This window comes from Mesorhizobium sp. B2-4-18 (genome assembly GCF_006441385.1).
GTDB lineage: Bacteria > Pseudomonadota > Alphaproteobacteria > Rhizobiales > Rhizobiaceae > Mesorhizobium > Mesorhizobium australicum.
In genome coordinates this window covers 545,884-572,471 of record NZ_VFUW01000002.1, presented here as the reverse complement: position 1 = coordinate 572,471, position 26,588 = coordinate 545,884, and the positions used below count along the sequence as shown (strand labels likewise).

General features: G+C 64.4%; 26 protein-coding genes and 1 pseudogene. 14 read left to right on the top strand and 13 right to left on the bottom strand.

Going from position 1 to position 26,588, the window contains the following annotated elements:
* Positions 1-249: 249 nt before the first annotated feature.
* The 3 genes from FJ527_RS06330 (at position 250) to FJ527_RS06320 (ending at position 2,171) form a co-directional block, all read left to right on the top strand.
* The gene (locus tag FJ527_RS06330; protein ID WP_246677685.1) at positions 250-744 is read left to right on the top strand and encodes a CreA family protein; all 495 of its coding nucleotides are present in this window, start codon (positions 250-252) and stop codon (positions 742-744) included.
* 83 nt (positions 745-827) lie between these two features.
* Entirely contained in the window at positions 828-1,469 is a 642-nt protein-coding gene (locus FJ527_RS06325; RefSeq protein WP_140822242.1) for a DapH/DapD/GlmU-related protein, read from the top strand.
* Between the two features lie 258 nt (positions 1,470-1,727).
* Positions 1,728-2,171 carry a low affinity iron permease family protein gene (locus tag FJ527_RS06320; RefSeq protein WP_181166289.1) on the top strand — a complete coding sequence of 148 codons (444 nt, stop codon included), beginning with the start codon at positions 1,728-1,730 and terminating at the stop codon, positions 2,169-2,171.
* Positions 2,172-2,247: 76 nt separating this feature from the next.
* On the opposite strand, the gene FJ527_RS06315 is transcribed toward FJ527_RS06320, so the two are convergent.
* Positions 2,248-3,114 (bottom strand): SDR family NAD(P)-dependent oxidoreductase, encoded by an 867-nt coding sequence (locus FJ527_RS06315; RefSeq protein WP_140822240.1) that lies wholly within the window; start codon positions 3,112-3,114, stop codon positions 2,248-2,250.
* A 132-nt stretch (positions 3,115-3,246) separates the two neighbouring features.
* Here FJ527_RS06315 and FJ527_RS06310 point away from each other — a divergent pair, with 132 nt between their 5' ends.
* Positions 3,247-3,528 (top strand): hypothetical protein, encoded by a 282-nt coding sequence (locus FJ527_RS06310; RefSeq protein WP_140660926.1) that lies wholly within the window; start codon positions 3,247-3,249, stop codon positions 3,526-3,528.
* Positions 3,529-3,585: 57 nt separating this feature from the next.
* Here FJ527_RS06310 and FJ527_RS06305 read toward each other — a convergent pair whose 3' ends face one another.
* Positions 3,586-4,161 carry a TMEM175 family protein gene (locus tag FJ527_RS06305; protein ID WP_140615661.1) on the bottom strand — a complete coding sequence of 192 codons (576 nt, stop codon included), beginning with the start codon at positions 4,159-4,161 and terminating at the stop codon, positions 3,586-3,588.
* Between the two features lie 238 nt (positions 4,162-4,399).
* Here FJ527_RS06305 and FJ527_RS06300 point away from each other — a divergent pair, with 238 nt between their 5' ends.
* Together FJ527_RS06300 and FJ527_RS06295 are read left to right on the top strand one after the other, a co-directional pair.
* Positions 4,400-4,807 carry an SH3 domain-containing protein gene (locus FJ527_RS06300; protein ID WP_140615663.1) on the top strand — a complete coding sequence of 136 codons (408 nt, stop codon included), beginning with the start codon at positions 4,400-4,402 and terminating at the stop codon, positions 4,805-4,807.
* A 213-nt stretch (positions 4,808-5,020) separates the two neighbouring features.
* Positions 5,021-6,229 carry an MFS transporter gene (locus FJ527_RS06295; protein WP_140822238.1) on the top strand — a complete coding sequence of 403 codons (1,209 nt, stop codon included), beginning with the start codon at positions 5,021-5,023 and terminating at the stop codon, positions 6,227-6,229.
* 47 nt (positions 6,230-6,276) lie between these two features.
* On the opposite strand, the gene FJ527_RS06290 is transcribed toward FJ527_RS06295, so the two are convergent.
* Positions 6,277-7,737 (bottom strand): MATE family efflux transporter, encoded by a 1,461-nt coding sequence (locus tag FJ527_RS06290; protein WP_246677684.1) that lies wholly within the window; start codon positions 7,735-7,737, stop codon positions 6,277-6,279.
* A gap of 111 nt (positions 7,738-7,848) precedes the next feature.
* On the opposite strand from FJ527_RS06290, the pseudogene FJ527_RS29550 reads away from it, so the two are divergent.
* Positions 7,849-7,928, top strand: a pseudogene (locus FJ527_RS29550) (L,D-transpeptidase); the annotation flags it as partial.
* A 175-nt stretch (positions 7,929-8,103) separates the two neighbouring features.
* On the opposite strand, the gene FJ527_RS06280 reads toward FJ527_RS29550, so the two are convergent.
* The gene (locus FJ527_RS06280) at positions 8,104-9,573 is read right to left on the bottom strand and encodes an esterase-like activity of phytase family protein (protein ID WP_140822234.1); all 1,470 of its coding nucleotides are present in this window, start codon (positions 9,571-9,573) and stop codon (positions 8,104-8,106) included.
* Between the two features lie 519 nt (positions 9,574-10,092).
* Here FJ527_RS06280 and FJ527_RS06275 point away from each other — a divergent pair.
* Both FJ527_RS06275 and FJ527_RS06270 read left to right on the top strand, forming a co-directional pair.
* A complete protein-coding gene (locus FJ527_RS06275; RefSeq protein WP_140822232.1) occupies positions 10,093-11,646 on the top strand; it encodes a trimethylamine methyltransferase family protein in 1,554 nt (517 codons plus the stop codon).
* Positions 11,647-11,769: 123 nt separating this feature from the next.
* On the top strand, positions 11,770-12,084 hold the full coding sequence (locus FJ527_RS06270; protein ID WP_015317239.1) for a hypothetical protein: 315 nt from the start codon (positions 11,770-11,772) through the stop codon (positions 12,082-12,084).
* Positions 12,085-12,115: 31 nt separating this feature from the next.
* Here FJ527_RS06270 and FJ527_RS06265 read toward each other — a convergent pair whose 3' ends face one another.
* A complete protein-coding gene (locus tag FJ527_RS06265; RefSeq protein ID WP_140822230.1) occupies positions 12,116-14,887 on the bottom strand; it encodes a UvrD-helicase domain-containing protein in 2,772 nt (923 codons plus the stop codon).
* A 257-nt stretch (positions 14,888-15,144) separates the two neighbouring features.
* Here FJ527_RS06265 and FJ527_RS06260 point away from each other — a divergent pair, with 257 nt between their 5' ends.
* The gene (locus FJ527_RS06260; RefSeq protein ID WP_140822228.1) at positions 15,145-17,460 is read left to right on the top strand and encodes a glucose/quinate/shikimate family membrane-bound PQQ-dependent dehydrogenase; all 2,316 of its coding nucleotides are present in this window, start codon (positions 15,145-15,147) and stop codon (positions 17,458-17,460) included.
* Positions 17,461-17,494: 34 nt separating this feature from the next.
* On the opposite strand, the gene FJ527_RS06255 is transcribed toward FJ527_RS06260, so the two are convergent.
* Both FJ527_RS06255 and FJ527_RS29255 read right to left on the bottom strand, forming a co-directional pair.
* A complete protein-coding gene (locus FJ527_RS06255; RefSeq protein WP_015317242.1) occupies positions 17,495-17,929 on the bottom strand; it encodes a hypothetical protein in 435 nt (144 codons plus the stop codon).
* A 9-nt stretch (positions 17,930-17,938) separates the two neighbouring features.
* Positions 17,939-18,100 (bottom strand): hypothetical protein, encoded by a 162-nt coding sequence (locus tag FJ527_RS29255; RefSeq protein ID WP_181166297.1) that lies wholly within the window; start codon positions 18,098-18,100, stop codon positions 17,939-17,941.
* 232 nt (positions 18,101-18,332) lie between these two features.
* Between FJ527_RS29255 and FJ527_RS06250 the strand changes: the two genes are divergently transcribed.
* A complete protein-coding gene (locus tag FJ527_RS06250; protein WP_140822226.1) occupies positions 18,333-19,220 on the top strand; it encodes a dienelactone hydrolase family protein in 888 nt (295 codons plus the stop codon).
* Between the two features lie 9 nt (positions 19,221-19,229).
* Here the strand turns inward: FJ527_RS06250 and FJ527_RS06245 are convergent, their stop codons facing one another.
* The 3 genes from FJ527_RS06245 to FJ527_RS06235 all read right to left on the bottom strand — a co-directional run bounded on the left by FJ527_RS06245 (position 19,230) and on the right by FJ527_RS06235 (position 21,888).
* Positions 19,230-19,676, bottom strand: coding sequence for a response regulator (locus tag FJ527_RS06245; protein ID WP_015317245.1), 447 nt, complete (start codon positions 19,674-19,676; stop codon positions 19,230-19,232).
* Positions 19,673-20,779: a histidine kinase dimerization/phosphoacceptor domain -containing protein gene (locus FJ527_RS06240; protein ID WP_167331122.1), complete on the bottom strand. Its 1,107-nt coding sequence runs from the start codon at positions 20,777-20,779 to the stop codon at positions 19,673-19,675. The genes FJ527_RS06245 and FJ527_RS06240 overlap by 4 nt, the downstream gene beginning before the upstream one ends.
* 185 nt (positions 20,780-20,964) lie before the next feature.
* Complete coding sequence (locus FJ527_RS06235; protein ID WP_140822224.1) at positions 20,965-21,888, bottom strand: EamA family transporter; 924 nt, start codon at positions 21,886-21,888, stop codon at positions 20,965-20,967.
* A gap of 89 nt (positions 21,889-21,977) precedes the next feature.
* Here FJ527_RS06235 and FJ527_RS06230 point away from each other — a divergent pair, with 89 nt between their 5' ends.
* Positions 21,978-22,457: an Lrp/AsnC family transcriptional regulator gene (locus FJ527_RS06230; RefSeq protein ID WP_140615683.1), complete on the top strand. Its 480-nt coding sequence runs from the start codon at positions 21,978-21,980 to the stop codon at positions 22,455-22,457.
* Here FJ527_RS06230 and FJ527_RS06225 read toward each other — a convergent pair.
* Both FJ527_RS06225 and FJ527_RS06220 read right to left on the bottom strand, forming a co-directional pair.
* Positions 22,454-22,651, bottom strand: a complete 198-nt coding sequence (locus FJ527_RS06225) for a hypothetical protein (protein ID WP_015317249.1) — start codon at positions 22,649-22,651, stop codon at positions 22,454-22,456. The genes FJ527_RS06230 and FJ527_RS06225 overlap by 4 nt on opposite strands.
* A 237-nt stretch (positions 22,652-22,888) precedes the next feature.
* Complete coding sequence (locus FJ527_RS06220; protein ID WP_140822222.1) at positions 22,889-23,368, bottom strand: thioesterase family protein; 480 nt, start codon at positions 23,366-23,368, stop codon at positions 22,889-22,891.
* Between the two features lie 160 nt (positions 23,369-23,528).
* On the opposite strand from FJ527_RS06220, the gene FJ527_RS06215 reads away from it, so the two are divergent.
* Together FJ527_RS06215 and FJ527_RS06210 are read left to right on the top strand one after the other, a co-directional pair.
* Positions 23,529-24,944 (top strand): FAD-linked oxidase C-terminal domain-containing protein, encoded by a 1,416-nt coding sequence (locus FJ527_RS06215; RefSeq protein ID WP_140822220.1) that lies wholly within the window; start codon positions 23,529-23,531, stop codon positions 24,942-24,944.
* 100 nt (positions 24,945-25,044) lie between these two features.
* Entirely contained in the window at positions 25,045-25,563 is a 519-nt protein-coding gene (locus FJ527_RS06210) for a hypothetical protein (RefSeq protein ID WP_140822218.1), read from the top strand.
* Positions 25,564-25,592: 29 nt separating this feature from the next.
* Here FJ527_RS06210 and FJ527_RS06205 read toward each other — a convergent pair whose 3' ends face one another.
* A complete protein-coding gene (locus FJ527_RS06205; protein WP_140822216.1) occupies positions 25,593-26,579 on the bottom strand; it encodes a Dyp-type peroxidase in 987 nt (328 codons plus the stop codon).
* Positions 26,580-26,588 lie beyond the last annotated feature (9 nt).

The window sequence follows — 26,588 nt, the reverse complement described above, 5'->3', positions numbered from 1 at the left end:
AGTCCGTCCGTAATGTCACGGCGCGCCGGCCAGAACCATGCACCCGTTGTAGGCCACAGTCTTAGCGGTTCGACGGGGTACACGCAAAGATGCCGCGTTGACGCAACCGGCTATGGCGGATGCCTGCGGTTTGATCCGACCTTCCGGCTTGCAATGTGTCAGCCTTGGCCCCACCTGAGACCCCGGCAACCCGAACCGCAGGAGGATTCTTTGCCGGGATTGACTGGGCCAGAATTTATCGGACGAGGCTTGATTGGGCAAAAACTGATCGGCGGTGCCTTGGCCGCGTGTGTCGTGCTTGCCGCCGGTAGCGCCATTGCCGAGGAAGTTGGCAAGGTCGGCGTCGACTGGATCGGCAACGACATCATCGTCGAGGCGATCAAGGATCCGAAAGTGGAGGGCGTGACCTGCCACGTTTCCTATTTCGATCGCAGTGTCATCGACCGCTTGCACAAGGGCAACTGGTTCGAGGATCCCAGCGATTCCTCGATCTCCTGCCGTCAGACCGGTCCGATCACCATCGGGAATATTGATACGAGCGAAGGCGGCGAGGAGGTTTTCAAGCAAGGCATCAGCCTGATCTGGAAGAAGCAGGTGGTGAACCGCATCTACGACAAGGCCAACGAGACCCTGATCTATCTGTCGCATTCACGCCAAGTCCAGAACGGCTCGGCCAAGATGTCGGTTACGACGGTGCCGCTCTATGGCCAGAATGTGGTGTGGAGTAACGGCAAGCCGAAATAGGCGGGTCGAACTCTACCCTGTCCGTTCCGACTGACGATTCGCGCCGCTTGCGGGACCAATCGCTCTGACGTAAAGCCGCCGGCATGGACCGTTCTGAAGATCTCGTTGCGAAAGATCCCGAGCCGCGCATTCATCCAACCGCTGAGATGAAGGGCTGCAAGCTTGGCCGCTACGCCGCGATCGGCGAACGCGTCGTGCTGCGCGAGGTCATCGTCGGCGATTTCTCCTATTTCGAACGCCATGCCGAGGCGATCTACACGACGATCGGCAAATTCTGCTCGATCGCCGCCAACAGCCGCATCAATGCGCTGGAGCATCCGATCGAGCGGCTGACCCAGCACAAGGTCAGCTATCGGCCGAACGAGTATTTCCGCTGGCTGGGCGTCGATGCCGCGTTCCGTGAGCGGCGGCGGTCGAAGGCCGTGACCATCGGCCATGATGTGTGGATCGGCCATGGCGCGGTCATCTTGCCTGGGATCGCCATCGGCAATGGCGCCGTCGTCGGCGCCAATGCGGTGGTGACGCGGGACGTACCGTCCTACACGATCGTTGCCGGCGTGCCGGCGAAGCCGCTCAAGCAGCGCTTTGCCCCTGAAATAGCGACACGCATCGAAGCTCTCGCCTGGTGGGACTGGCCCGTCGAGAAACTCGCCAGGGCGGTTCCCGACATGCAGGCAATGCCGATCGAGGCTTTCCTCGACCGCTGGGAAAACGACGCCGTCTGACGGAATGAAACCCCTTCCGCCATGCGGGGGTGGCGCAGCGGAAGGGGCTGGAGGTAAACCGCTGTGAAGCGGAAGGAACAGGCTCTTTGCCTGCACGGCTACAATGACCTTAAACCGATAAGGTGTGTTTTGTTCCAGATGCGCGCTTTGCGTGCATTCGATTGCGTGGGTCGTATTTTTTATCGGCGGGAACCCGAAATGGCTGCTGGTTGTTTCTTCCGGCGGACCGCATGACGCGGCGCTGTTTTGAGGGACCACATGATCGAGAAGCTTTTCACCAAATTCGCCAACCAGATCGCCCATCTCACCGGACTGCCTCTGACATTTGCGGTGTGTTGCCTGATCGTTATCGTCTGGGCGGTGAGCGGGCCGTTCTTCAATTTTTCCGACACCTGGCAGTTGGTGATCAACACCGGAACCACGATCATCACCTTCCTGATGGTGTTTCTCATCCAAAACACCCAGAATCGGGACGGCGCCGCGATCCAGGCCAAGCTCGACGAATTGATACGGGTGAGCGAGGCCAAAAACACCTTCATCGGCATCGAGCACCTGACTGAAGCCGAGGTCCAGGAGATCCGCGCCAAATGCGAGGTCGCGGCGAAGCGGCATGACGACAAAGTCGCGACCATGGCCGCAAAGAAAGTCGTGGCGGCAAAACGCAAACCGAAAAAAGAGGTGGCACGAAGCGCCGGCGGCTGAACCCGCGGTCAATTTTCGAGAGTTCCGCCGGTGTTCGCGTTATGTGATCCGCACAGCGGCCATGTTCGGGACATGCTCATCGCTTCATGAACGCCGCGAATGCATCCTTGTGGCCGGGGTGCCAGCGCGACAGGGCAGGGCGGTTTTCGATGATGTCGCCGATCGCCCAGGCCATGCGCTTTTCGTCCATGGGTCGCGCCGTCTCATTGTCGGGACACAGGATATAGAAGTCGCCCCCGACCAGCGATTCCAGCATGAAATCGATCACCTGTTCGCCCGTCCACGCTCCCGCCGGCTTTTCGGTCGCGCCCTCGGTCAGGCCGGTATAGGTGAAGCCGGGGATGAGCAGATGCGCCGACAGGCGGGCGCCGGGTTCATTGCGCAGCGCATGCGCCAAGCCCTCGGTAAAGGTTTTCACGCCAGCCTTGGAAACGTTGTAGGCGAGGTTGCCGGGCGGTGTGGTGATGCCTTGTTTGGAGCCGGTGTTGACGATCAGGCCTGGCTTGGCCGACGCCAGCATGCGCGGCGCGAAAGCTTCGACGCCATGCACCACGCCCCAGAAATTGATGTCGAGCAGCCGCTTCCAGCCGTCGCGGTTTTCCCAGGGCTTTCCGGGGTTGTCGCCGACACCGGCATTGTTCATCAGCAGTGAGACCTCGCCGAAGGCGCCGAATGCCCGGTCGGCGAGGCGATCGACCTCATCGGCCTTCGAAACGTCCGATGCGACGGCAAGCACGGCGTCGTCACCGGCAATCGCGGAGACGGCCCGCGCGGCATCGTCGAGGCGCGGCCCGCCAATGTCGGCCAGCACGACCTTCATGCCCATCAGCGCCAGCCGTTTGGCCGCGGCAAGGCCGATGCCGCTGGCGGCGCCGGTGATGACGGCGGTGTTGCCCTGGCCAAGTGCTGGCAGGGCGGTCTGGATCTCAGTGTCGGCGATCATCGGCGATGCTTCCTTTTTGATGGCGCCGAACTTAGCGCCAGAACGGGCTTGCGCAAGCCTCCGTCGGGACTTGTCGGTTGACCAGTCCGGTCGTGGCTGCGCATGCTGCGACGCCAAAAAGGAGATTTCCGATTGACGGATTGGGTTGCAATTCTGAAGGAACAGACCGCCACCGGCGACCGGATGGGGCGCGAGGTGCCGCAGATGCTGGCCAACCCCGATATCAGCGAAGCCCAGGTGAAGACTCTGTTTTCGGCGCTCGAACAACAGGCCGAGTTCGTCGAGAAACTGCGCATGGCGCTGGAAAAGTTCGGCCATGATTTCTCGATCATCAAGGCGGCGGAGCGGCTGGAAGAGCGCTATGCCGATCTGGCCGCTTCCGTGGCGGAAAAGCTGAAGGCGATGCGCGGTTAGGCAATTCCACGAAACATGTGAAGCGGTTTGCCCTGCCGGATTGCGTCAGGCAGATGGCTATTTTTCGATCACCCGCGCAAAGCGCGTGTCCGGCACCAGCCAGATCAGGGCGACGGCGACATAGAGCGCCACGCCGATCCACCGGTCGAGGAAGGTCAGCCCAACGGCCGCTATGTAGACGGCGAGCGAAATCCTTCCCTTGCGATCGCGGCCGATTGCCTTGGCGAATGCGGTGTCCGGCCCATGCAGCCGATGCAGCGCAATGACCAGGATGCTGTAGGCGGTCGCACACATTACAAGGTCAAAACCATAGACCGCGACCGGAACCGCGGCGAAATGGTTCTCGCCCATGAAGGCGGTCGTCACCGGCATCAGGGACAACCAGAACAGCAGATGCAGGTTCGCCCACAGCACGCGGCCGTCGACACGCTGCACAGTATGGAACATGTTGTGCAGATTGTTCCAGTAGATGCCGACATTGATGAACGAAAGCACGTAGCACAGGAAGACCGGCCACTGCGGCAGCAGCGCCGAAAAATCCTCGCCTTCCGGAACCTTCAAGTCCAGCACCATGATGGTGATGATGATCGCCACCACGCCGTCGGTGAATGCCTCGACCCTGCCCTTGCCCATGATCACCACCTCGGTCCGCGACGAATTGCCGAAAGATAGTAAATCGTTAGCGGATGTTGGCATGCCGATAAACGGCGTACGCAAAATTCCTCAACTATATCAGGGGAAACTTCCACCCGGATCGGTGATCGTGGTGATTGGCCTTGGTAACTTGTTGACTTTTGCCTGCCCTGCCTCTCCCCTTGCGATGCAGTCCCGGCCGAAGCAGTCGAACGGCCGGCGCTCGATGGAGGGACTGATGAGATTTCGATTTCTGCTTGCGATAGCGACCATTCTGGCCGCCGTCTTCGGGACGTCCGCCGCGGCCTTCGCCTACGGCGCCCACACGACGACGAGCCTCAACGTGCGTACCGGACCTGGCGCGGGATACGCCAAGGTCGGGACGTTGCCGGCCGGTCTCAGGGTCGACGTGACCGGCTGTCAGCCGGGCTGGTGCAGGATCCATGGCGGCGGTGTCAGCGGCTGGGCCAGTTCCGGCTATCTCTCGCGGACCCAAGTCGTGCATCCGCCGGTTATCATCGTGCGCCCGCCGCATCGGCCGCCGCACTGGCATCATCGGCCCCATCACCGTCCTCCCCACCACCGCCCGCCGCACAAGCCGCGTCCCGGCAAGTGCAAGATCGCACCTGGTTTCTCCTGCAAGTAGGCCCGGTTTTTTCTGCAAACAGGACTGATTGCGCCTAGTACGGCAAGGATGCCGTGATGGATCGGGCCGCTGGCCCCGAGCCATTTTTTGCGATCATCGGCTTGCCGGCCGGGCAATGCCCACCGTGGTGTCAGGAGCCTGGCCGTCCACCGGAACGTCGGCGGTGAGGACGCGTTAACGTCGCGACCCCTGAACCCGGTGAGGAGGTTGGCCATGGCCTTTCGCGATCTGGCGCAAACTCAGAACGAAGCCGGCAGCGACGTCCTCGCGATCCCGACTGTCGCGGCGATGATCGCGGTGCTGTTTGCCGGCAGCACGGTGCTGACGCCTCTCTATATCGTCTACAAGCAGCAATTCGGCTTTTCGCAAATCACCTTGACGCTGATCTACGCGGTCTATGTCGTCGGCAATCTCGGCGCCCTGCTGGTGTTCGGCAGCGTTTCGGATGTCGTCGGGCGCCGGCCGGCGGCGCTTGCAGCCATGATCGTCGCCGTCATCAGCGCGGTTGTGTTCCTGTTTGCCGGCAATGTCGCGTCGCTCGATGTTGCGCGGATCCTGAGCGGACTTGGCATCGGCGTGGGCGCCGGGACGGGAACCGCGTGGATCGCCGAGCTTCTTCCAGAGGCCGGCAGGTCGCGCGCCAGCGTCATCGCGACCAGCACCAACTTTCTCGGCCTCGGTTTCGGGGCGCTTGTTTCGGGGCTGCTGGCCCAATACGAGCCGTGGCCATTGCGTCTGGTCTTCATTGTCTACCTGGCGACGCTCGCGGTGGTGACGATCATGGTCTGGCGCACGCGCGAAACGGTGATGAAGCCAGGCGGCCTTGGCAAGGTCTCCATGCGGCCGCGGCTTTCCGTGCCGGCGCAGATCCGTTCGCGCTTCGTGGCGCCGGCGGTGACCGGCTTTGGCGCGATGGCGCTGGTCGGCTTCTATGCGGCGGTGGCGCCGAGCATCCTGGCGCAGCAACTGCATGAGGCCAACCACGCCGTGGCCGGTGCGCTGTTCTTCGAACTGGCGATGGTCGCGGCAATCAGCATCGTGGCGCTGGCGCGGATGGGGAGCAGCAAGGCGATGCTGGCCGCGCTGGCCTTGATGATCCCAAGCACCATGCTTGTGGTGGCGGCGCAGATGCTGGCCTCGATGGCGCTGATGATCGCGGCGACGGCCTGCTGCGGCGTGGCGGCAGCGCTCGGCTATCGCGGCGGCCTGCAAGTGGTGAACGAGATCGCGCCGCGGGATCGCCGCGCCGAGGTCGTGTCCAGTTTCTTCGTCTGCTGCTTTGTCGGCAACGCCTTGCCTGTCATCGGCATCGGCGTCGTGTCGACTTATGCCAGTGCTGTCGTCGCGAGCCTGGCCTTCGCGGCCATGATCATCGCGTTCGCGCTGGTGGCGCTCGCCTTCGGGCTCGGACAGAGGCGCTGAGACCGCCGCGCCAGCCCGGCAAGGCACGCCGGCAAGGCGGGCCGGCATCAGCCGTTCGGCGTTTCAGGCGCCATGTTCGCGCGCTGGCGCGGCATGCCAAGGCCGGTGTCGGGCGGTTCGCCGGCAGCCGGCCTGTTCTCGATCATGTGCAAGCTGCGCCAGCCGCCGAAGCGGTAGTAGATCGCGGCCAGGATCAGAGAGGTGATCGAACCGGCCGGAAAACTCCACCACAGCGCTTCCTCGCCGATCACGCCGCGCATGTAATAGGCAAAGCCGGTGCGCACGACGAGCAACGAGATCACCAGGATGATCAGCGGCGGCATCACGGCACCCGTGGCGCGCACCGTGGCGAACAGCACGATGGTGATGCCGAACAGGATGAACGACCAGGAAGCGGCCGTGTTGATATGCGCGGCGATATCGATCGCCGCGCTGTCGCTGCTCAGGAACAGGCTCAGGATCGAACGGTCGAAGACCCATAGCAGCGCGACGAGGGCGCCGGTCAGGACAAGGTTGAAACCGACGCCGGAGGCGGCGATGCGGCCGATCCGGTCCCAGCGACCGGCGCCGACATTCTGCGCCGCCATGGAAGAGACCGCGGCGCCGATGGCGAGCGCCGGCATCTGGATGTAGGTCCAGAGCTGCGCGGCGATACCGTAGGCGGCGGCGACCTGCGAACCGTAGGAATTGACGATGCCCATCACCGTCAAGGCCGCCGCCGAGATGACGATCATCTGCAGGCCCATCGGCACGCCCTTGAAGACGACGATGCGCAGCAGCGCCGGATCCGGGCGCAGCAGGACGAGATTGGCGCCGGCCAGCCGCAACGGATGCTTGCGCGCGTAGAGCACGACGAGGATGGCGACGACGCTCACGGTCTGGCCGATCAGCGTCGAGGTGGCGGAACCGGCGATGCCGAGTTCAGGAAACGGGCCGATGCCGCGGATGAGCAGGGGATTGAGCACGATGTCGAGCACGACCGCCAGCGCCATGAAGATGAAGGGGGTGCGTGAATCGCCCGCACCGCGCAGCACGGTCATGACGAAGGACAGAAGGTTCATCATCGGCACGGCGACGAAGATGATGCGCAGGTAGGAGCGTGCAAGCGGCAAGGCGTCTGCCGGCGTGCCGAGCGCGCCCAGGATGGCGTCGACCCAGATCCAGCCGCAGACCGCGAACACCACTGAAACGAGGAAGAAGAAGGTGGCGCTGGTGCCGACGATGCGGCGCGCCTCGGGCAGGTCGCGGGCGCCGACCGACTGCGCCACCAAGATGGTGGCCGCCATGCCGATGCCGAACACCGTGCCGAGGATCAGGAACAGGACGAGGTTGGCGTTGGACGTCGCGGTCAGCGCCGACTCGCCGAGGAAGCGGCCCACCCAGACGGCGTTGACCGAGCCGTTCAGCGATTGCAGCACGTTGGAGCCGAGCACCGGCAAGGCGAAGAGCAGCAGCGTGCGCGGGATCGGGCCGCTGGTCAGGTCGCCGGTACGCCGGCGTGCGGGCATTTTTTCGTCCATGGCAGCCAACCTGGCAAATGTGACTCTGGCCCGCGACGATATCGCAGGCCGGACCGAGATGCACCCTGCGCCGAGGAGCAGTGACCGTTCGATCGGCCGGGCTCGCCGGAATGGAATTCGGTCGGCAAGAACGCGTCGTCCGGCTGCGTGCGCTTATGAACCAGGACATCATCGACCTCCCGCTCATGTGTTCGTGCGGCCCAACCTGTCGGCAGCCGGCAAGATCATGGCCGTGTCGAGCAGGACGGCCGAGCCGATCGATGCCGGCGTGCCGAAGGACGCGGAATTCCTGAAGTAGGCCTTCACGACCTGCTCAAGCGGACGCGCCAGGCGCGCCCGCTTGAGCAGTGATCGTTACTTCTTGCCGAAACCCGGCAGCGTGACCTGATAGACCAGGAACATGGTGTCGACATCGGCGCCGTCATCGGCCTTGTAAGGCGCGCCGACCTGGAAGCCGCCCTGGGCGAGGAAGTCATTGTCGTTGCCGACGAACAGGAAATAGTCGTCGGGCAGCTTCGGGTCGAGGACGCTGGCCAATGACATGGCCTCCCATTTCTCCGAAAGCTCGTTGTGGTCCTTCGCGCCGCCATTATGCAGGCCGAAGTGGCCAAGCGCGGTGGCGTCGTTAATGTCGATGAACGGTGTCAGCTTGGCCGGCGTCACCGAGGGATCAAGCACGCCCTTGGGCGCGACCGGCTTGTCGGCCGCGTCGAACGCGCCGCCCGCGATGTCGGTCGCGCCGGAGACGTCGACGATGTTGATCTGGCGGTAGAGCGAAGCGTCACCCTTCTTTAAGCCCTGGCCGTTGCCGCTGTCGCGCGCCAGCATCAGGAAGGACGTGGCCGAAAGCGCCACGATCTCGCTCTGCGCGGCGATTTTAGTCTTGCCCTTGGCATCCTTGAACACCGGCAGCGGCACGACATATTCATGCGCGAGCTTCAGATGGGCGAGGTCGGAAGCATCGTAGACCAGCGCCCGCGTGTTCTGCCGTGTCGAGGGTGAATCGCCGCCATCCTGCCTCGGCGCCGACTGCAGCACGGCGATCAGGAACTTGCCGTCCGGCGTCATCGCCATGCCTTCGAGGCCCTGGTTGTTCTGGCGCCCGGTTTCGGGATCCTTCGGATCAGGGTCGGCGGCGCCCGGGCCGGGATTGTCGGAGGAGAAGTTCGGCGCTCCCTTGCGCATCGGCACGAGAGCCGCAGGCGGCTGGGTCGCCGACATCAGGCGGCCTTGCGCGGAGAACCTGTAGATGTTGGGGCCGTACTCGTCGGAGATGAACATCGAGCCGTCCGGCAGCCGCACGATGGCTTCATTGTCGAGCGCGAGCTTGCCATTGGTGGCGACGGGCAGCATGGGCATGTCGCCGGCCGCGGCGCGTACGTCCGACAGCGGATCGAGGCCGGTGGCATCGGCGCCCTTGTCGTCTGTGAGAAGCATGGTGTCGGCAAGCGTCGCCTTGACGCCCGTCTGTTCCTGGCCGGCGGCGGGAGCAGCGCCCGGCGCGACAGGCGTGAACTCGATGGCGATGGTGTTGAGGCGCGGCCGGTAGTCGGTGGTGCCGGCGACATTGTAGCCACGGTCGGGCAGTAGCCAGAGCGATCCCTTGTAGGTGCCGGCATCATGCGTCCAGCCCGAAATGTCGATCGCCATGCCCGAGCCCGAGCCGAAGGTCTCGCCGAACTTGTCGCGCTGGTCGGCCGGGATGCGGCCGACGCCGACAAGGCCCTTGTTGATGTAAGCCACGCCATCGGCAAGCGCCGGGGTGAGGGCGGTGAACAAGGCCAGCGCGACGCCGAGCGAGGCGGTTCGGTACAGGTGTTTCATGGACAATCCTCTTTATGACGAAGCACGCCGGAGCGGCCGAAGGAAAAATGAAAAAGAGGTGCCGCATCGATGATGCCGCGCGTGCCTCCCCGAAAGCGATCTAAGGCGTCAACATGATGCTTGCGTGACAGTGCGCCATACGGGTCCGCCGGTCTCTCCATGTGCAGATAAAAACCAGGAGAGCGGGAATTAGTGACCGCCCATAGAGCGTGTTTGGCGTAATAGACACTTATGTCTAGTACGGATATGATGCCGGCTTCGAACTGACCGCGAGCGGAAGCCTTGAAGCCGCACTATCGCGCAGTGGTTATCGGGGGTGGCTTTGTCGGCGCCTCGGGCGGATTTGGCTACCACGATCGGCAAGAGCGTCGCGCTGGCGTTGGTGGACGACGGTTTCGCCGGGGAGGGGATGGCGCTTTGCGTGCACATTGTCGGCGTCGCACGGACGGCGCGGGTCATCGCGGCCTCGGCCCTACGGTCCCCAGGGCAGGGCGATGCGGCAATGAGGAGGAGTTTCTGATGGTCGATGACGCTGCACGGGATACCAGGCGCGAACGCCGGCGCGGACGCATGGGCGAGGCAGGCAGCGAATCGAGCCGCAAGCCCAATTACCGGTCGCTGAAGAATCCATTCCTGCCGCAGCCGATCTTTTCCGACGACCAGGTGGCGTCGATCCACGACACGGCGCTGCGCGTGCTGGAAGAATTGGGCATCAAGGTGCTGTTGCCCGAGGCGCGCGAGATGCTCGCCCGCGCCGGCGCCCTGGTCGACCCCGACACCGACATGGTGCGCATCGGCCGCGACATGGTGGCGGCAGCCTTAGCCTCGGCGCCGCGATCGATCCACGCTTATGCCGGAGCGCGCAATCGCGACCTGTCGCTTGAACTGGGCTCGATGACGTTCCTGGCGGGCTCCGGCGCGCCCAACGTCACTGATCTCGAGCGCGGCCGGCGGCCCGGAACGCTGGTCGCCTTCGAGGAGTTGATCAAGCTGGTGCAGCATTTCGACGTCTTGCACATGCTGGGGCCATGCATCGAACCGCAGGACATCGACAATCGTTTCCGCCACTATGCCGTCAACCGGGCGCAGCTGACCCTGTCGGACAAATTTCCGTTCGTGTTCGCGCGCGGCACGCCGCAGGTCGATGACAGTTTCGAGATGATCAGGCTGGCGCGCGGGCTGTCCGAGGACGAGTTCCGCTCGGGCGCGCATTGCTACACCGTCATCAACACCAACTCGCCGCGCCAGCTCGACATTCCGATGGCGCAAGGCATCATCGATTTCGCCAAGGCGGGCCAGGTCCTGATCATCACGCCGTTCTGCCTGGCCGGTGCGATGGCGCCGATCACCGTGGCCGGCGCGCTGACCTTGCAGCATGCCGAAGCGCTGGCCGGGCTGACGCTGGCGCAGATCGTGCGGCCGGGCGCGCCGGTGGTCTACGGTTCCTTCTCCTCCAATGTCGACATGAAATCGGGCGCACCGGCCTTCGGCACGCCGGAGCACGTCAAAGCCACGCTGGGCGCAGGCCAATTGGCGCGCTTCACCGGTCTGCCCTGGCGCTCGGGCGGCGGCAGCGCGGCCAACATTTCGGACGCGCAGGCCGCGCACGAGACGCAGTTCGCGCTATGGGGCTCGGTGCTGTCGGGCGCCACCGTCTGCATCCACGCGGCCGGCTGGCTGGAAGGGGGCTTGAGCGTTTCCCTGGAAAAGCTGGTCACCGACATCGAGGCGCTGCAGACGCTCGCGGAACTTTGTGCGGCGACCCCCGGCGACGACGACGCAATAGGCTTCGAGGCGATCGCCGAAGTGCAGCCGGGCGGCCACTTCTTCTCGGCCGGCCACACCATGGCGCGCTACCGCACCGCCTTCTACGAGCCGCTGGTGGCCGACTGGTCGAATTTCGGCAACTGGACGCAAAGCGGCTCGAAGACCGCCACCGAACGCGCCACCGGCATCTGGAAGCGCACCCTTGCCGATTTTGAGCCGCCGGCCGCGGCGGCCGCCACGTCAGGCGTGCTCGACGCGTTCATCGCGCGGCGCACGGAAGAGGGCGGCGCTGCGCCAGTGTCGTGAGATAGTTCGCGGATCCATCATCCCGAATTGTGGCCGTGATCCCGGAACCCGCGGCGCGTCCCGCGCATTCATGGATGCGGGCCAATGCCTGGCTCCATCCGTGAGCCGTTGAGGGAGGACGACATGGGTTTCGACCAGTACCACGAACCGCCGGAAGAATTGTCGCAGGAAGTGCGGACCTTTGCCCGCATGATCACCTCGCTGATCGAGGAGGCGGAAGCGATCAGCTGGTACGAACAGCGCATGTCGGTCGAGAAGAACCCGCAGGCCAAGGCGATCATGAAGAACGCGCAGAGCGAGGAGTTCAAGCATTTCGGCATGGACCTCGAATTCCTGCTGCGCCAGAAGACGGACTGGCGCGTGGAACTGAAGGAAATCCTGTTTACGACGGGCGATATCGTGAAGGCCGGGGAGCGGGGCGAGAAGAAGGTGGATTGAGGCGGGACGTCAGCCTTCGAGGCTGGCAGCCTCACACTGGCAGCACAAACCCGTCCAGCACGCGCTTCTGGCCGGCCTTGTCGAAGTCGATGGTCAGCTTGTTGCCCTCGATGGCTGAAATGTTGCCGTTGCCGAATTTCTGGTGGAAGACGCGGTCGCCGACGCTGAAGGCGGACGGCGTGTCGGAGACGGATTTGGCGACCAGCTCGCCATCGATGGTGCGGCCCTTGACGCTGGTACGGCCGGCGCCGTAGCCAGAGTCTGTTTCACCATAGCCGATGCGTTCGACCTGATGGCCCGAGCGCGTGCCCCAGTTGCGGTCGGTCGCCTCGGTGCGGTTGGCCTGCGCACGCTGCCAGCCCGGCGTCGAATAGGTGTTGGAGAAGGCGCCGGATTTTTCCCCGCCGCCCGAATTGCCGCCGATATTGTCGAAGCGCGAGGCGCCATAGGGGTTCTGTCTTCCCGCCCCCTGGCCGCCGCCACGGCCGGATGCGAACGAGCCGCCGCCATAGGGATTGCCGTAGCCGCCATAGGAGTTGCCGGCTTCGGCGACCTCGACATGGGCTTCCGGCAGTTCCTCGAGGAAGCGCGACGGGATGGTCGATTGCCAGAGCCCGTGGATGAGGCGGTTGGAGACGAACCAGATATGCAGGTTCTTCTTGGCCCGCGTCAGCCCGACATAGGCGAGACGCCGCTCTTCCTCGAGCCCCGAGCGGCCGCCTTCGTCGAGCGCGCGCTGATGGGGAAAGAGGCCTTCCTCCCAACCGGGCAGGAAGACGGTCTCGAATTCGAGGCCCTTGGCCGAATGCAGCGTCATGATGGAGACGGCATCGAGCCCGGCATTCTGCTCGGCATCCATGACCAGCGCGACATGTTCGAGGAAGGAGCGCAGTGATTCGTACTCCTCCATCGAACGGATCAGTTCCTTCAGGTTCTCAAGCCGCCCGGGGGCTTCCGCCGAGCGGTCGTTCTTCCACATGTCGGTGTAGCCGCTCTCCTCGAGAATGGTCTCGGCGAGTTCGGTGTGCGGCGTGGTTTCCAGCGCCTTTTGCCAGCGTTCGAAATTGGCCGCGACCTCGCGCAGCGCGGCGCGCGGTTTCGGCTTCAGCTCGTCGCTTTCCGCCAGTGTACCCGCCGCCTCCAGCATCGGGATGCGCAAGGCGCGCGCGGTGTCGTGGATCTGGCGGATGGTCGCTTCGCCCAAGCCGCGCTTGGGCACATTGACGATGCGCTCGAAGGCGAGGTCGTCGGTGCTGTTGGCGACGACGCGGAAGAAGGCCAGCGCGTCGCGGATTTCCATGCGCTCGTAAAAACGCGGACCGCCGATGACGCGATAGTTAAGGCCGAGCGTGATGAAGCGGTCCTCGAAGGCGCGCATCTGGAAGGACGCGCGGACCAGGATCGCCATGTCGTTCAAATTATGCTTCTGGCGCTGGTAGGCCTCGATGGTCTCGCCGATGGCGCGGGCCTCCTCCTCCGAATCCCAGGCGGCGTGGACGTTGACCTTGCCGTCCTCCGGATCGTTGCGGTCGGTGAACAGCGTTTTGCCGAAACGGCCCTCATTGTAGGCGATGAGATGGGAGGCGGCGCCCAGTATGTGCGCGGTCGAGCGGTAGTTGCGCTCCAGCCGGATGATGGTTGCGCCCGGAAAATCCTTGTCGAAGCGCAGGATGTTGTCGACCTCGGCGCCGCGCCAGCCATAGATCGACTGGTCGTCATCGCCGACGCAGCAGATATTGACTTTGTTTTCGCTCACGGGCTGTTCCGCGCCTGCCGGCGCGGGCCCTCCGCGGGGGCCTCGCAACGGCTCGGACGCCCGGTCGGGCTTGCGGCCTTCGGCCGAAACTGTTGATTCGTCCTCTGGAGTTGCGGGTCTATAGCTAGCCGCTTCCGTTCTATCCGAAACACCGGAAAAACTTGGAACGCGCCCACCCGGAGAACCACTTCGCGCTGGTTGTGGTCCGCTCGGCCTCTGCGCCAGAAGCCGCAGCCACATGTATTGGGCGGTGTTGGTGTCCTGGTACTCGTCGACGAGGATGTATTTGAACCGCCGGTGATAGTCCTTCAGCACATCGGGATTGGCGCGGAGGATGCGGATCGGGTGGCAGAGCAAATCGCCGAAATCGCAGGCGTTCAGCGTCTGCAGCCGCTCCTGATAGGCCTTGTAGAGCTCGCGGCCTTTGCCGTTGGCGAAGCTGCGCGCATCGCCCTCGGCGATATCGGCCGGACCCTGGCCCTTGTTCTTCCAGCCGTCGATCATCTGGGCGAACTGTTTCGCGGGCCAGCGTTTGTCGTCCAGGCCCTCGGCCTGGATCAGCTGCTTGATCAAGCGCACGACGTCGTCGGTGTCGAGGATGGTGAAGTCGGACCTCAGGCCGGCAAGCTCGGCGTGGCGGCGCAGCAGCTTCACGCCGATCGAGTGGAAGGTGCCGAGCCACGGCATGCCCTCGACATTGCCTTCGCCGATCAGGATGCCGATGCGCTGCTTCATCTCGCGCGCGGCCTTGTTGGTGAAAGTGACGGCCAGGATCTGCGAGGGGAAGGCCCTGCCGGTGGCAAGGATGTGGGCGATGCGGGTGGTCAGCACGCGGGTCTTGCCGGTGCCGGCGCCGGCCAGCACCAGAACAGGGCCTTCGGTGGTCTCCACCGCCAGCCGCTGCTCGGGATTCAAGCCCCTGAGATAGTCGGGCGCATTGTTTTGGCCGCCGCGGGCAGCCATGGCGCGCGCGGCAATGCCCGACGGGGCCGTGGGCCGCGCATCGGGTTCGTCGAAAAAGGGCATGTCTTCGGAAAAGCCGGACATCTCCCCCGAATGTAGTGATTCGGGAGGGAAAGACCAGAACTGTCTACGTTTTGTTCCGGCAAAGTGCCCGATACGGCGGCTTCACCGATATGGGAACCGCCGTTGTGGAACAATCCCCGGCGGAACGAGGTTGCTGCCCGCGGGTCCGCGACCTACGCTTGACAGGCGCCGCCGTCGGGAGAAAGTTGCACGGGCAACACGCAATGCCGGGTTGCCCTAGCCCGCCCCATGCGCGCAACAGTCGAAGGAGTATCATCTTGGCTGTCACCATCACCTCCCTCATTCTCTTCCTCATAGGCCTGGCGCTTGGCGCCGGCGGCATCTGGTTGGCTTCGCTGGGAGGCAGTTGGTACTACATCATCGTCGGTCTCGCCTTCCTGGTCGCCGCCTGGCTGCTCTACCGGCGCCGTTCCACGGCGCTCTGGCTCTACGCGGCGATCGTGCTCGGCACGCTGGCCTGGGCGGTCTGGGAAACCGGCTTCGACTGGTGGGAACTCGGTCCCCGCGGCGGCATCATCGTGCTGGTGGCGTTGTGGCTGCTGACGCCGTGGGCGCGGCGCGGCCTTGCCGGTCCGGACGGGCGAGCCCCTTTGATCCTTGCCGTGCTGGCATCGCTGGCGGTGGCCGGCTATTCGATGACCACGGACCCGAAGGACATCGGCGGCGCGCTGGACACCGACAAGGTGATCCCCAACGCCAATCTCGGCGGCGATGTGCCGGCGGGCGAATGGCACTATTACGGGCGCACGCAGTTCGGCCAGCGCTATTCGCCGCTCGACCAGATCACGCCGGAAAACGTCGCCAACCTGAAGCCGGCCTGGACCTATCGCACCGGCGACGTCAAGGGCCCCGACGATGTCGGCGAGACCACCTATCAGGTGACACCGCTCAAGGTGGGCGACACGCTCTATATCTGCACGCCGCACAACTTCGCCATCGCCGTCAATGCGGCGACCGGCAAGGAGAAGTGGCGCTACGATCCCAAGATTAAGCTCGACAAGGACCGCCAGCACCAGACCTGCCGGGGCGTTTCCTATTATGCCGATGCGGCGGGCGCCGCCGGCCAGCCCTGCGCGGCGCGCGTCTACCTGCCGACCTCGGATGCGCGGCTGATCGCGCTCGACGCCGCCAACGGGCAGGTTTGCCCGGCCTTCGCCGAGGGCGGCACGCTCAATCTGTTGACGGGCATGCCGTATCCGAAGTCGGGCTATTACTACTCGACCTCGGCGCCGCTGATTGCCGGCGGCAAGATCATCGTCGGCGGGGCGGTCAATGACAATTATTCGACGCAGGAGCCGTCCGGCGTCATCCGCGCCTATGATGCGAGCAGCGGCAAATTGCTGTGGAACTGGGATTCCGGCAATCCGGACCAGACGACGCCGCTGCCGGCCGGCCAGACCTACACCGCCAACTCGCCCAACATGTGGTCGACGCCGAGCGCCGACGAGAAGCTCGGCCTGCTCTACGTGCCGCTCGGCAACCAGACGCCGGACCAGCTCGGCATGGGCCGCAGTGCCAATGTGGAGAAATTCTCCTCCTCGATCACCGCGCTGGACCTCAACACCGGGCAGTTGAAATGGGTGCGCCAGACCGTGCACCATGACCTCTGGGACATGGACGTGCCGGCGCAGCCGAGCCTGATCGACATCACCAAGGCCGACGGCTCCGTGGTGCCCGCGCTGGTCGGGCCGACCAAGCAAGGGGACCTCTATGTGCTCGACCGGCGCACCGGCGAGCCGGTGATTGCGGTCAAGGAAGTGCCGGCGCCCGGCGGCGCCATCGAGGGCGACCACACATCGCCGACGCAGCCCGCGTCCGATCTTTCCTTCAACCCGCCGCCGCTGACCGAGCACGATATGTGGGGCATCACCATGTTCGACCAGCTGGCGTGCCGCATCGCGCTTCACAAATTGCGCTATGAAGGCCGCTACACGCCGCCTTCGCTGCAGGGATCGCTGGTTTATCCCGGCAATTTCGGCACGTTCAACTGGGGTGGCGTGGCGGTCGATCCGGTGCGGCAAGTGATGTTCGGGATGCCAACCTATCTTGCCTTCACGTCGCGGCTGGTGCCGCGCGCCGACGTGCCGCCCCCAGGCGACACCAAGGGCAGCGAGCAGGGGCTGAACCGCAATGACGGAGCGCCCTATGCGGTGGTGATGGGACCGTTCCTGTCGCCACTCGGCATTCCGTGCCAGGCGCCGCCCTGGGGCTATGTCGCGGGCGTCGATCTTCGCACCGGCACGATTGCCTACAAGCACCGCAACGGCACCGTCTACGACATGACGCCGCTGCCGTTGCCGTTCAAAGTCGGGGTGCCCGGCATTGGCGGGCCGATGATCACCGCCGGCGGTGTCGCCTTCCTGGGTGCCGCGGTCGACGACTATCTGCGCGCCTACGAGCTGACGTCAGGCAAGCAGCTCTGGCAGGCGCGGCTGCCGGCCGGAGGGCAATCGACGCCGATGACCTACACCGTCGCGGACGGACGCCAGTTCGTGGTCATCGTCGCCGGCGGCCACGGCTCGGTGGGCACCAAGCCGGGCGATTATGTGATGGCCTACGCGCTGCCGAAGTAGGCAGGCGGGGTTACCGGGTCGGGCGAGCCGACGATCAGCCGAGCCCCAGATGGCTCTTTAGGCTCGGCACCGAGCCAAGCACTTGGTTGGTCAGATCGGGGCCCGCGGCCGCCTCGGCCTGCTGGACAAGCGTCTCGCCAGCCTTCTGGATCTGCGCCAAGTCGAGGCCGGAGGCCTTGAGCGCCGCGAGGCCGTTGACCAGCGCGCCGGCCTTTTCGCCGAGAACGCCGCCAAGCGCGCCCTGCAGCGACGACAGGAAGCCGCCACCGCCGCCGGCCGGGGCGGCCATGACGTCATATTTCTGCGCCAGCGCATCGGCGCCCGGAATCTTGGCGAAGAAGGAGGAGGCGCTGGTGCCTTCGGCCTCGTGCTCGAGCACCGAGAAAATGGTGCCGACGACCTTTTCGGTCGTGGCCTGGTCGAGACCGGCCTTCTGCGAGACGGTGTTCACGATGTCCTGAACGTCCATGACTTCACCTCAACTTTGGGTTTTCAAGTTCGCGCGCTGGCGCTTGCGGCTGCGGACCCTGACCATGGACTTGCGGCTTGCCGCGACAACGGCCGCGCGCATCGCCAGAACGGCCGCCACTGCTGCCACGAAGGCGGTTGCCAGGATCGGCGAGGGCATGGTCATCGGCATTGTTCCTTTCAGATCGGGCCTATAGGACCGAGGGCGGCCGGCCAGCCAGTTTCCCCACTATTGTGGCAGCGCCATCAAGATTTGTCACCGATGACAAAAACGTGATGATCCTCGGCCGACCGACGGCCGCGAGGCAGCGAGATGTCACGCTCCGGTGACTGGACGATGAGAGGCTCGCCCCTATCTTGCGACCGGCAAGGACACCGCAGTCGCGGCGAGATCGGGGAAGCCCATGGCCGACGTCACCACCAAACCCGTCATCACCCAGGCGATGATCGATGCCTATGACGAATACACGCATCTGACGCTGGATCGCCGCCGCTTCATGGAGCAACTGACCAGGCTTGCCGGATCGGGCGCGGCGGCCGCCGCGATCGCGCCGATGCTGGCGGCGAACTCGGCCCAGGCGGCGATCGTCGCCGACAACGATGCCCGCGTGAAGGGCGAGGACATCACCTATCCCGGCAGCGGCGGCGAGATGAAGGGCTATCTGGTCAGGCCCGCGAACCAGGCCGGCAAGCTCGGCACAGTCATCGTCATCCATGAAAACAGGGGACTCAACCCGCATATCCGCGACGTCGCCCGGCGCGTGGCGCTGGAAGGGTTCGTGGCGCTCGCGCCGGATTTCCTGTCGCCGCTCGGCGGCACGCCCACTGACGAGGACAAGGCGCGCGACATGTTCGGGAAACTCGACCCGGCGCAGACCGTGGCCAATGGCGTGGCGACGGTCGCCTTCCTCAAGGGCGACAGGGACGGCAACGGCAAGGTCGGCGCCATCGGCTTCTGCTGGGGCGGCGGCGCGGCCAACATGCTGGCCGTCAATGCGCCCGACCTTGCCGCGAGCGTCGCCTATTACGGCATGCAGCCGAAGGCCGCCGACGTCTCGAAGATCAAGGCCGCGTTGCTGCTGCACTATGCCGGCCTCGACGAGCGCACCAATGCCGGCATCGATGCGTTCAAGAAGGAACTCGATGCCGCGCATGTCGAATACACGGTCTATGTCTATGAAGGCGCCAACCATGCCTTCAACAACGACACCTCGGCGGCGCGCTACGACAAGAAGGCGGCCGACCTCGCCTGGGGCAGGACGATCGCCTTCCTCAGGCAGAAGCTGGCATGACCATCGCCTTCAGGCCGCCGGCGCCCAGATCGTCTTGAAGGCCGGCGACAGGGTGAAGCCCGCCGGGCGCTCCGATTTCGGCGGCGGGCGCCGCACGCCTTCCTGCAAATAGCGCAGGGCAGAGGTCAGCCCGTTCATCGTGTAGGGCTTGGCGATGACGCCGATCGCACCGGCGAAGTGGTCGGGGATGCGCTTCGGGTTGGCGGTCATGAAAATGACCATCGAGTTCTTCCTGTCGCCAATATATTCGGCAACGTCGATGCCGGTCGGGCCGTCGGTGAGATGGATGTCGACAAAGGCGATATCGGCCTGCGTGGTATCGACCATGTCCTTTGCTTCGGCGAGCGATGTTGCCCAGCCGACGACGCTGTGCCCGGCGTCCTCGACCAGGCTCTCCAACTCCATGGCCAGCAGCGCCTCGTCCTCGACGATCAGGACCTTGAGCGGTTCAATCATGACAGGTTCCCTTTGTGCTGTGGTCCATTGGGCATCGAGATGACAACGCGAGTGCCGGGACCGGCATCGCGCCACTCGATGTCGGCACGCAATTGGCGGGCAAGCGACTTGATCAGCCGCATGCCGAAGGAGGCGTCGCCATTGGCGCCCGCCATGCCGACGCCGTCATCCGAGACCTCGATGTTCAAATGGCCGTCCGGCTGGCTCATCTTGATGCCGATGCTGCCCGATCTCGTGCCGTCGGGCCTTTCCTTGAAGGCATGCTTGAGCGCGTTGGTGACGAGTTCGTTGACCATCAGCGCCACCGGCGTCGCCTTCTCGGCCGGGACGACGACGGGCTCGAGATCGAGTGTCGGGTTGATTTCCGAACGTCCCGAAGCAGTCAGCAGGTCGGAGATGAGATCCTTGGCGAAGTCGGAAACATCGAACTTGCTGACATCCTTGGACTGGTAGAGCCGGCGGTGCACGGTGCTGAGCGCCTCTATGCGCTCCAACATCGTGCCAAGCGAGCGCTTGAGGTTCGCGTCGGAGACGGTGCGGCTCTGCATGAGGATAAGCGAGGAGATCATCTGCAGATTGTTCTTCACCCGATGATCGACCTCATGCAGCAGCGTGGTCTGCGCCTCAAGCGCCGCTTCGAGCTCAGCCGTGCGTTCCTTGACGGCCTTTTCGAAACGCTCCTTGTCCGCGGTGATGCGATTTTCCCAGAGCTTCCGGTCGGAAACATCGAGTTGCGAAGCGAAGAAGAACTGCATTTCGCCTTTGTCGTTGGAGACAGGGCTTATGTAGAGCGCGTTCCAGAAGGTCGACCCGTCCTTGCGGTAATTCAGGATATCGACACTGATGTCGGTTTCATCGGCGATCGCGGCGCGTATCTGAGCGATCGCTTCCTTGTCGCTCTCCGGCCCCTGCAGGAAGCGGCAGTTCCTGCCGAGAACCTCGTCGCGCTCATAACCCGTCAGGCGCAGGAAGGCGTCGTTTGCAAAGACGATCGGATTGTCCTGCCGGCGCGGATCGGTAATGATCATCGACATGCGCGTGGCGCGGATGGCCGCCGCGAAGGGGTCGCCCTTGCCGTGCTCGACATGAAGGTCGTCGGTCATGTGCCATGCGTCCGCCGGCTCCCTGGTCCGTTTCCGTTCCATAGCGTCGCTCCAAGCCATTTTTCGCGGGAGACAACGGCTCAAAGTAGAATTTGGTTTCAATCTCGGCTGGCCTGTCGCAGTTCGTCGCAGGCGGGAACCGATGGAGGCTTTCCGCAACCGACCGCGAGGAAGGGGCTTCCCGGCTAGCCAGCCGAGGCCGGCCTGTGAAGCGCGACGCCGGCCACGACCAGCGCGATGCCGAGGCAATCGGACGGACCGGGTACCTGGCGCAGCACGACGACGCCGATCAGCGTTGCGGTGACCGGCAGCAGCGACAGCATCAGCGCGAAACTCGCGCGCGGCAACCGCGCCATGGCGAGCTGGTCGCATACGTATGGAATGACCGACGAGCAGATGCCGACGCCGATGGCGGCGACGAGCAGCGGCGGCGACAAAAAGGCGGGCAGGGCGTCGGCGAAGCCAACGGGCAGCACGACGACGAAAGCGACCGCCATGGCCGCACCCAGGCCGGCGATGCCGTCGCCGGCGCCCGCGCGGGCGACACGGTGGCCAAGCACGATGTAGCCGACAAAGAGCGCGCCGTTGAGGAAAGCCCAGACCAGCCCGACCGGGTCGGTTGACCATTTGACGTGGATCAGCAGCAAGGTGCCGGTCACAGCGACGGCAAGAGCGGCCAGGTTGCGGGCCGTCCTGAGGCCGGCGAGCGCGACGCCGATGGTGCCGACGAATTCGATCGCCGCAACCAGCGAGATCGGCAGGCGGTCGAGCGCCAGGTAGAACGAACAGTTCATCACCGCCAGGCAAGCACCGAAGGCAACGAGCAGGAGCCGCGTCGGAGGATCGGCGCTGGCGAAGGTTCGCCATGGGCGGGTCAATGGCGCGAAGACCAGCGCCGCGGTGGCTATGCGCAGCCAGGCCATGCCGAGCACGCCGACTTGCGCAAAAAGCAGCACGGCGAAGGCCGGGCCGAGATAATGAAAGACAGCGCTGACAGCGAACCAGATATGAGGCGGCAATCTTGTCGCGAGCCCGGCGAGCGCGGGGCCGGCAAAGGCCGGGGTGGCAGCGGCAGGGCTGGTATGCGGGGCTTGCCTCTGGTCATCCATGGGATCAGTATCGTAGCCGATCCTCCCTATTCATATGGATGATGACCAGCTTGACCCATCATTCCTTTCCCGGAAGCAAGGAGTTTTCCATGAAACGCCTTCGAAACGAAAATGCCGACATCGACGCGGCCGACATGAAGATCCTGCGCCTGCTGGAAGAGGACGCGCGCATCAGCACCGCGGAGCTGGCCCGTTCCGTCGGCCTGTCTGCGCCGAGCGTGGCGGAGCGCATCAAGCGGCTGCAGGAGAACGGCGTGATCGAGGCCTATTGCGTCAGGATCAACCCGGCGGCGCTTGGCCTGAAACTGTCGGCGTGGCTGCGCATCCGGCCGGTGCCTGGGCAATTGTCAGTCGTGGCCGAGATCATCCGTGAGTTGCCGGAGATCGCACAATGCGACCGGGTGACCGGAGAGGACTGTTTCATCGCGCTGGCGCATGTCGGCTCGGTCGCCGAACTCGAACGGGTGATCGACCGCATCATCCCCTATGCGATGACCAACACGGCGATCATCCAGTCGTCGCCGGTGATCGCGCGCTCGCCGCTGGCGGCGATCAGGCAACGGCGCTAAGCGTGGCCGCGCTTCAGGCGGGCGCGCTTCAGGATGCTGCGCCAGCGGATCATGTCGAACGGGATCGGTTCGTTGTTGTTGGCGATGTGAAAGATCTCGTTGTCGACATTCTTGAGCGAACGCCAGAAATCGTAGTCCGATATGCGCGGATCGGCCGCCAGCCTGTCCACCTCGACCTTGATGTCGGTTTTCATGCACGTTCCTCGAACCGGCTTCGCCGCGCCGCCCGCTAAAACAACCCTGTGCGGACGTTTTCGACCGCTCCGCTGAGTCGTTCAACGGCTCAGATGGCTTGTTCCCGTTAAATCCTCAGTAAGGTTAATGCGGGTGCGAGGTGGCTTCAAGCACGCGTGCCAGCCGATTTGAGGAACCCGGCGATTTTGGATCGCGGGTGTGGCTTTGAGGCCAGACCCGGTCGCCTGGGCTTCGCCCTATTTGCGCTTGAGGCCGATCGAACGGCCGGCGCGCTCGGGCATCGGGAGCACGGAGTGGGCGGCGCGCATGGCTTCGATCCTGGCCAGTACATCGGCCGGAAAGGGCGCCACCTTCGGCCCCGACATGTCGACATGCAGCGACAGGGTCTCGGACGTGGCGGCGAGCCAGCCGTCGACATGGCGGATTTCCTGATAGGCCCGCAGCCGCTTCTCGTCATGGTCGATGAGCTGGAAGGAGACCGTGACCTTGTGGTCGAGATGCAGTTCCCTGACGTAGCAGACATGGACTTCGGCGGTGTAGATGGTGAGCCGCCGCTCTTTCACATAGTCCAGCCCCATGCCCATCGCCTCGAAGGCCTCGTCCGAGCAGCGGTCGAACAGCACGTTGTAATAGGCCATGTTGAGATGGCCGTTATAGTCGATCCAGTCCTTCTCGATGCCCATGGGCCTGGAGACGAAGGGGGCGGGAATGGACATCGAAACTTCCTTGTTCTGGTGCTGGACAGAGTAGCCGGTGAGTGTCTTTACATTCTGACGCAATTTCGGATGGAAACCGCTTCACACTTTTCCTGAAATTGCTTTAGGCATCCATACTCGCATAACAAGCGTGGGCGCTGGTCCATTCGCGGAGGAATTCATGGCTCTGAGCGACCTCAATCCGGTCGAACGCAACGAGGAAGGCATCGCAGCGGTGCTCGGCATCCTCAAGCAGCGGCTGGGCGAGCGCTTCCAGACCGGACAGGCCATCCGCTCGCAGCACGCGCATACGACCACCTATATTCCGACGCAGGCGCCCGACGGCGTCGCTTTCCCGGAGACGACGGCCGAGGTGCAGGAAATCGTGCGTGCCTGTGCCGCACACCGTGTGCCGGTGATCGCGTTCGGCGTCGGCTCGTCGCTCGAAGGCCACACCAATGCGCCGGGTGGAGGCATTTCGGTCGATACGTCGCGGATGAACCGCATTCTTTCGGTCAATCCGCAGGATCTCGACTGCACGGTGGAGCCCGGCGTCACGCGCGAGGATTTGAACCGGCATCTGCGCGACACCGGCCTGTTCTTTCCGATCGATCCGGGCGCCAATGCCTCGCTCGGCGGCATGGCGGCGACGCGGGCGTCCGGCACCAACGCGGTGCGCTACGGCACGATGCGCGAGAACGTGCTGTCGCTGACCGCCGTCATGGCCGACGGCGAGACGGTGACGACCGGCAAGCGGGCGAAGAAGAGTTCGGCCGGCTACGACCTGACCCGGCTGCTGGTCGGCTCCGAGGGCACGCTCGGCATCATCACCGCGCTGACCTTGAAGCTGCAAGGCATTCCGCAGGCGATCTCGGGCGGCGTCTGCCCGTTCCCGAGCGTCGAAGCTGCCTGCAACGCCGTCATCGCGACGATCCAGATGGGCATTCCGGTGGCGCGCATCGAACTGGTCAACGCGCTGCAGATGCGGGCGATGAAGACCTATTCCAAGCTCGATTATCCCGAGGGCCCGTGCCTGTTCGTCGAGTTTCATGGCAGCGACGCCGGCGTTGCCGAACAGGCCGAGACCTTCGGGGCGATCGCGGAAGACAATGGCGGCGGGCCGTTCCTGTGGACCAGCGTTGCCGAGGAACGCACCAAATTGTGGAAGGCCAGGCACGACGCCTACTGGGCGTCGCTGACCTTGCGCCCGGGCGCCAAGGGCCTGTCGACCGATGTCTGCGTACCGATCTCGCGCTTTGCCGAATGCGTCATGGAAACCGAGGCCGACATTGCCGAGATGGGACTTATCGCGCCCATCGTCGGCCATGCCGGAGACGGCAATTTCCACGTGCTGGTGCTGATGGATGTCAACGATCCCAAGGAAATCGCGCTGTCGGAAAAATTCGTGGCACGGCTCAACATGCGGGCGATCGCCATGGAGGGTACCTGCACCGGCGAGCACGGCATCGGGCAAGGCAAGATCGGGTTCCTGCGCCACGAACTCGGCCATGGCGTCGACATCATGCGCACGATCAAGCAGGCGCTCGATCCGCAAAACATCATGAATCCGGGCAAGATCCTGCCTGACGCGGGCTAAGGGCATCGCGAACAGCGCGTCTTGACCGCGCCGCCATTCGGGCGAGGCTCCTCAAGTGGCAAACCTGGAAAGACAGGCGTGCCGGCTGAGGAGAATTTTTATGGCCATTTCACGCAAGGAAGAAGCACGCGCGCTGAACGCCGATGAAAAGGAATTGGTGGAGAAATCGCACCATCCGGCGGTGCAGGAGCTTTCCGATTCCGACCTTTCCGGTCTGGTCAAGCTGTTGCGGGAACGGCGTGACAAGGCGCAGACCGAAGCACATCGCCGGCGGCGCGAAATACGCGGCAAGGGCGCGGCGAAAGGTACGGCACCCTCGAAGGCCGACGGAGGTTCACAAGTGAAGCTCGCGGTGCTGGCCATGGCGATGCGGCGGCTGAACGGCGAGGCCGAACGGCGGCGCCAACTGGCGGCCCGCACTTCGCTGGTCGACAATGCGCGCAAGGCGCTGGCCTTGAAGCAGAAAGCTCCGGAGGGTCCCACGCACAATTCGCGCACCGCCCACAAGGGCATGCGGGCCGTGGCCAACCAGAAGGTTCCAAATCTTGTTCGGCCGGCCGAATTCGGCCGCCAGCGCAAGGCGGCCAAGGTGGCGCAGGCGAAACGCGACGCACGCTAAGGGAGCGGTTAGGCCCGCCAACCGCCGCTCTATCCTACAGTGGGAAGCTGCTCCCGGGCGTCCTGCGCAAGCGTCTGCAGCATGGGGCGGGTCGGGGCGAAGAAGGTCGTGCCGGTGTGCGGCGTGGAGACATCGAGCAGCCGGTCGTATGCACCCGGCGGGTCGCCGACATACATGCGCTGCAGCATTTTCTCGGTGACCCAGAGATATCTGCTGTAGCCGATGAAGTAGGTGCCGAATTCGTTCTGCCCGGGCCTGCCGAACGGCATGTTGTCGCGCAATATGTCGTGTTCGTTGCCGTCGGCATCGACCACGGTGGCCAGCGACTTGTGCGATTTGCGCGGCGCGTCGTCATCATCGATTTCGATGTTGTCGATCTTGGTGCGCCCGATGATCGCCTCCTGCTCGGGCGTGGGAATGCGCGCCCAGGCCTGCATGTCGTGCAGATATTTCTGGACCACGACATAGCTGCCGCCGGCGAAATCGGCGTCCTCGTCACCGACCAGCGCCGAGGCGGGCAAATCGAGGCCGGCCGGGTTGGCGGTGCCGTCGACGAAGCCGAGCAGGTCGCGGGCGTCGAAATAGCGAAAGCCGATCACTTCGTCGACGACGGTCACGTCAGGACCAAGCCTGTCGAGCAGGATACGCTCGAATTCGAAGCACATGTCGGGCCGCTCGGCGCGGATGTGAAAGAGCAGGTCGCCCGGTGTCGTTGGCGCCGAATGGACCGCGCCCTTGATCGGCGCGAACGGCTTCAGTTCCAGCGGCCGCCGGCCGGGGCTGAGCCGGTCCCAGAGATCGCGGCCGATGCCGGCGATGCAGGACAGGCGCCCGCCGAGATCGCGGAATCCGACAGTCTTGACCAGATCGTCGAGTTCGCCGAGCACGGAACAAACCCTGGCCAGAGCCGGCTGATCGCCGGCGACGATGCCGACAAGGAAAATCGCCGACTGCGATAGCGGGGCATCGACACTCTGCGCATCGATCGGCACGCGATCCCAGTTCTTGCCCGACATCCGAGAATC

Coding starts and splice junctions, on each gene's coding strand:
- FJ527_RS06325 (WP_140822242.1), top strand. CDS start 828: ATGGACCGTTCTGAAGATCTCGTTGCGAAAGATCCCGAGCCGCGCATT.
- FJ527_RS06320 (WP_181166289.1), top strand. CDS start 1,728: ATGATCGAGAAGCTTTTCACCAAATTCGCCAACCAGATCGCCCATCTC.
- FJ527_RS06315 (WP_140822240.1), bottom strand. CDS start 3,114: ATGATCGCCGACACTGAGATCCAGACCGCCCTGCCAGCACTTGGCCAG.
- FJ527_RS06305 (WP_140615661.1), bottom strand. CDS start 4,161: ATGGGCAAGGGCAGGGTCGAGGCATTCACCGACGGCGTGGTGGCGATC.
- FJ527_RS06300 (WP_140615663.1), top strand. CDS start 4,400: ATGAGATTTCGATTTCTGCTTGCGATAGCGACCATTCTGGCCGCCGTC.
- FJ527_RS06295 (WP_140822238.1), top strand. CDS start 5,021: ATGGCCTTTCGCGATCTGGCGCAAACTCAGAACGAAGCCGGCAGCGAC.
- FJ527_RS06290 (WP_246677684.1), bottom strand. CDS start 7,737: ATGCCCGCACGCCGGCGTACCGGCGACCTGACCAGCGGCCCGATCCCG.
- FJ527_RS06280 (WP_140822234.1), bottom strand. CDS start 9,573: ATGAAACACCTGTACCGAACCGCCTCGCTCGGCGTCGCGCTGGCCTTG.
- FJ527_RS06275 (WP_140822232.1), top strand. CDS start 10,093: ATGGTCGATGACGCTGCACGGGATACCAGGCGCGAACGCCGGCGCGGA.
- FJ527_RS06270 (WP_015317239.1), top strand. CDS start 11,770: ATGGGTTTCGACCAGTACCACGAACCGCCGGAAGAATTGTCGCAGGAA.
- FJ527_RS06265 (WP_140822230.1), bottom strand. CDS start 14,887: ATGTCCGGCTTTTCCGAAGACATGCCCTTTTTCGACGAACCCGATGCG.
- FJ527_RS06255 (WP_015317242.1), bottom strand. CDS start 17,929: ATGGACGTTCAGGACATCGTGAACACCGTCTCGCAGAAGGCCGGTCTC.
- FJ527_RS29255 (WP_181166297.1), bottom strand. CDS start 18,100: ATGCCGATGACCATGCCCTCGCCGATCCTGGCAACCGCCTTCGTGGCA.
- FJ527_RS06250 (WP_140822226.1), top strand. CDS start 18,333: ATGGCCGACGTCACCACCAAACCCGTCATCACCCAGGCGATGATCGAT.
- FJ527_RS06245 (WP_015317245.1), bottom strand. CDS start 19,676: ATGATTGAACCGCTCAAGGTCCTGATCGTCGAGGACGAGGCGCTGCTG.
- FJ527_RS06240 (WP_167331122.1), bottom strand. CDS start 20,779: ATGACCGACGACCTTCATGTCGAGCACGGCAAGGGCGACCCCTTCGCG.
- FJ527_RS06235 (WP_140822224.1), bottom strand. CDS start 21,888: ATGGATGACCAGAGGCAAGCCCCGCATACCAGCCCTGCCGCTGCCACC.
- FJ527_RS06230 (WP_140615683.1), top strand. CDS start 21,978: ATGAAACGCCTTCGAAACGAAAATGCCGACATCGACGCGGCCGACATG.
- FJ527_RS06225 (WP_015317249.1), bottom strand. CDS start 22,651: ATGAAAACCGACATCAAGGTCGAGGTGGACAGGCTGGCGGCCGATCCG.
- FJ527_RS06220 (WP_140822222.1), bottom strand. CDS start 23,368: ATGTCCATTCCCGCCCCCTTCGTCTCCAGGCCCATGGGCATCGAGAAG.
- FJ527_RS06215 (WP_140822220.1), top strand. CDS start 23,529: ATGGCTCTGAGCGACCTCAATCCGGTCGAACGCAACGAGGAAGGCATC.
- FJ527_RS06210 (WP_140822218.1), top strand. CDS start 25,045: ATGGCCATTTCACGCAAGGAAGAAGCACGCGCGCTGAACGCCGATGAA.
- FJ527_RS06205 (WP_140822216.1), bottom strand. CDS start 26,579: ATGTCGGGCAAGAACTGGGATCGCGTGCCGATCGATGCGCAGAGTGTC.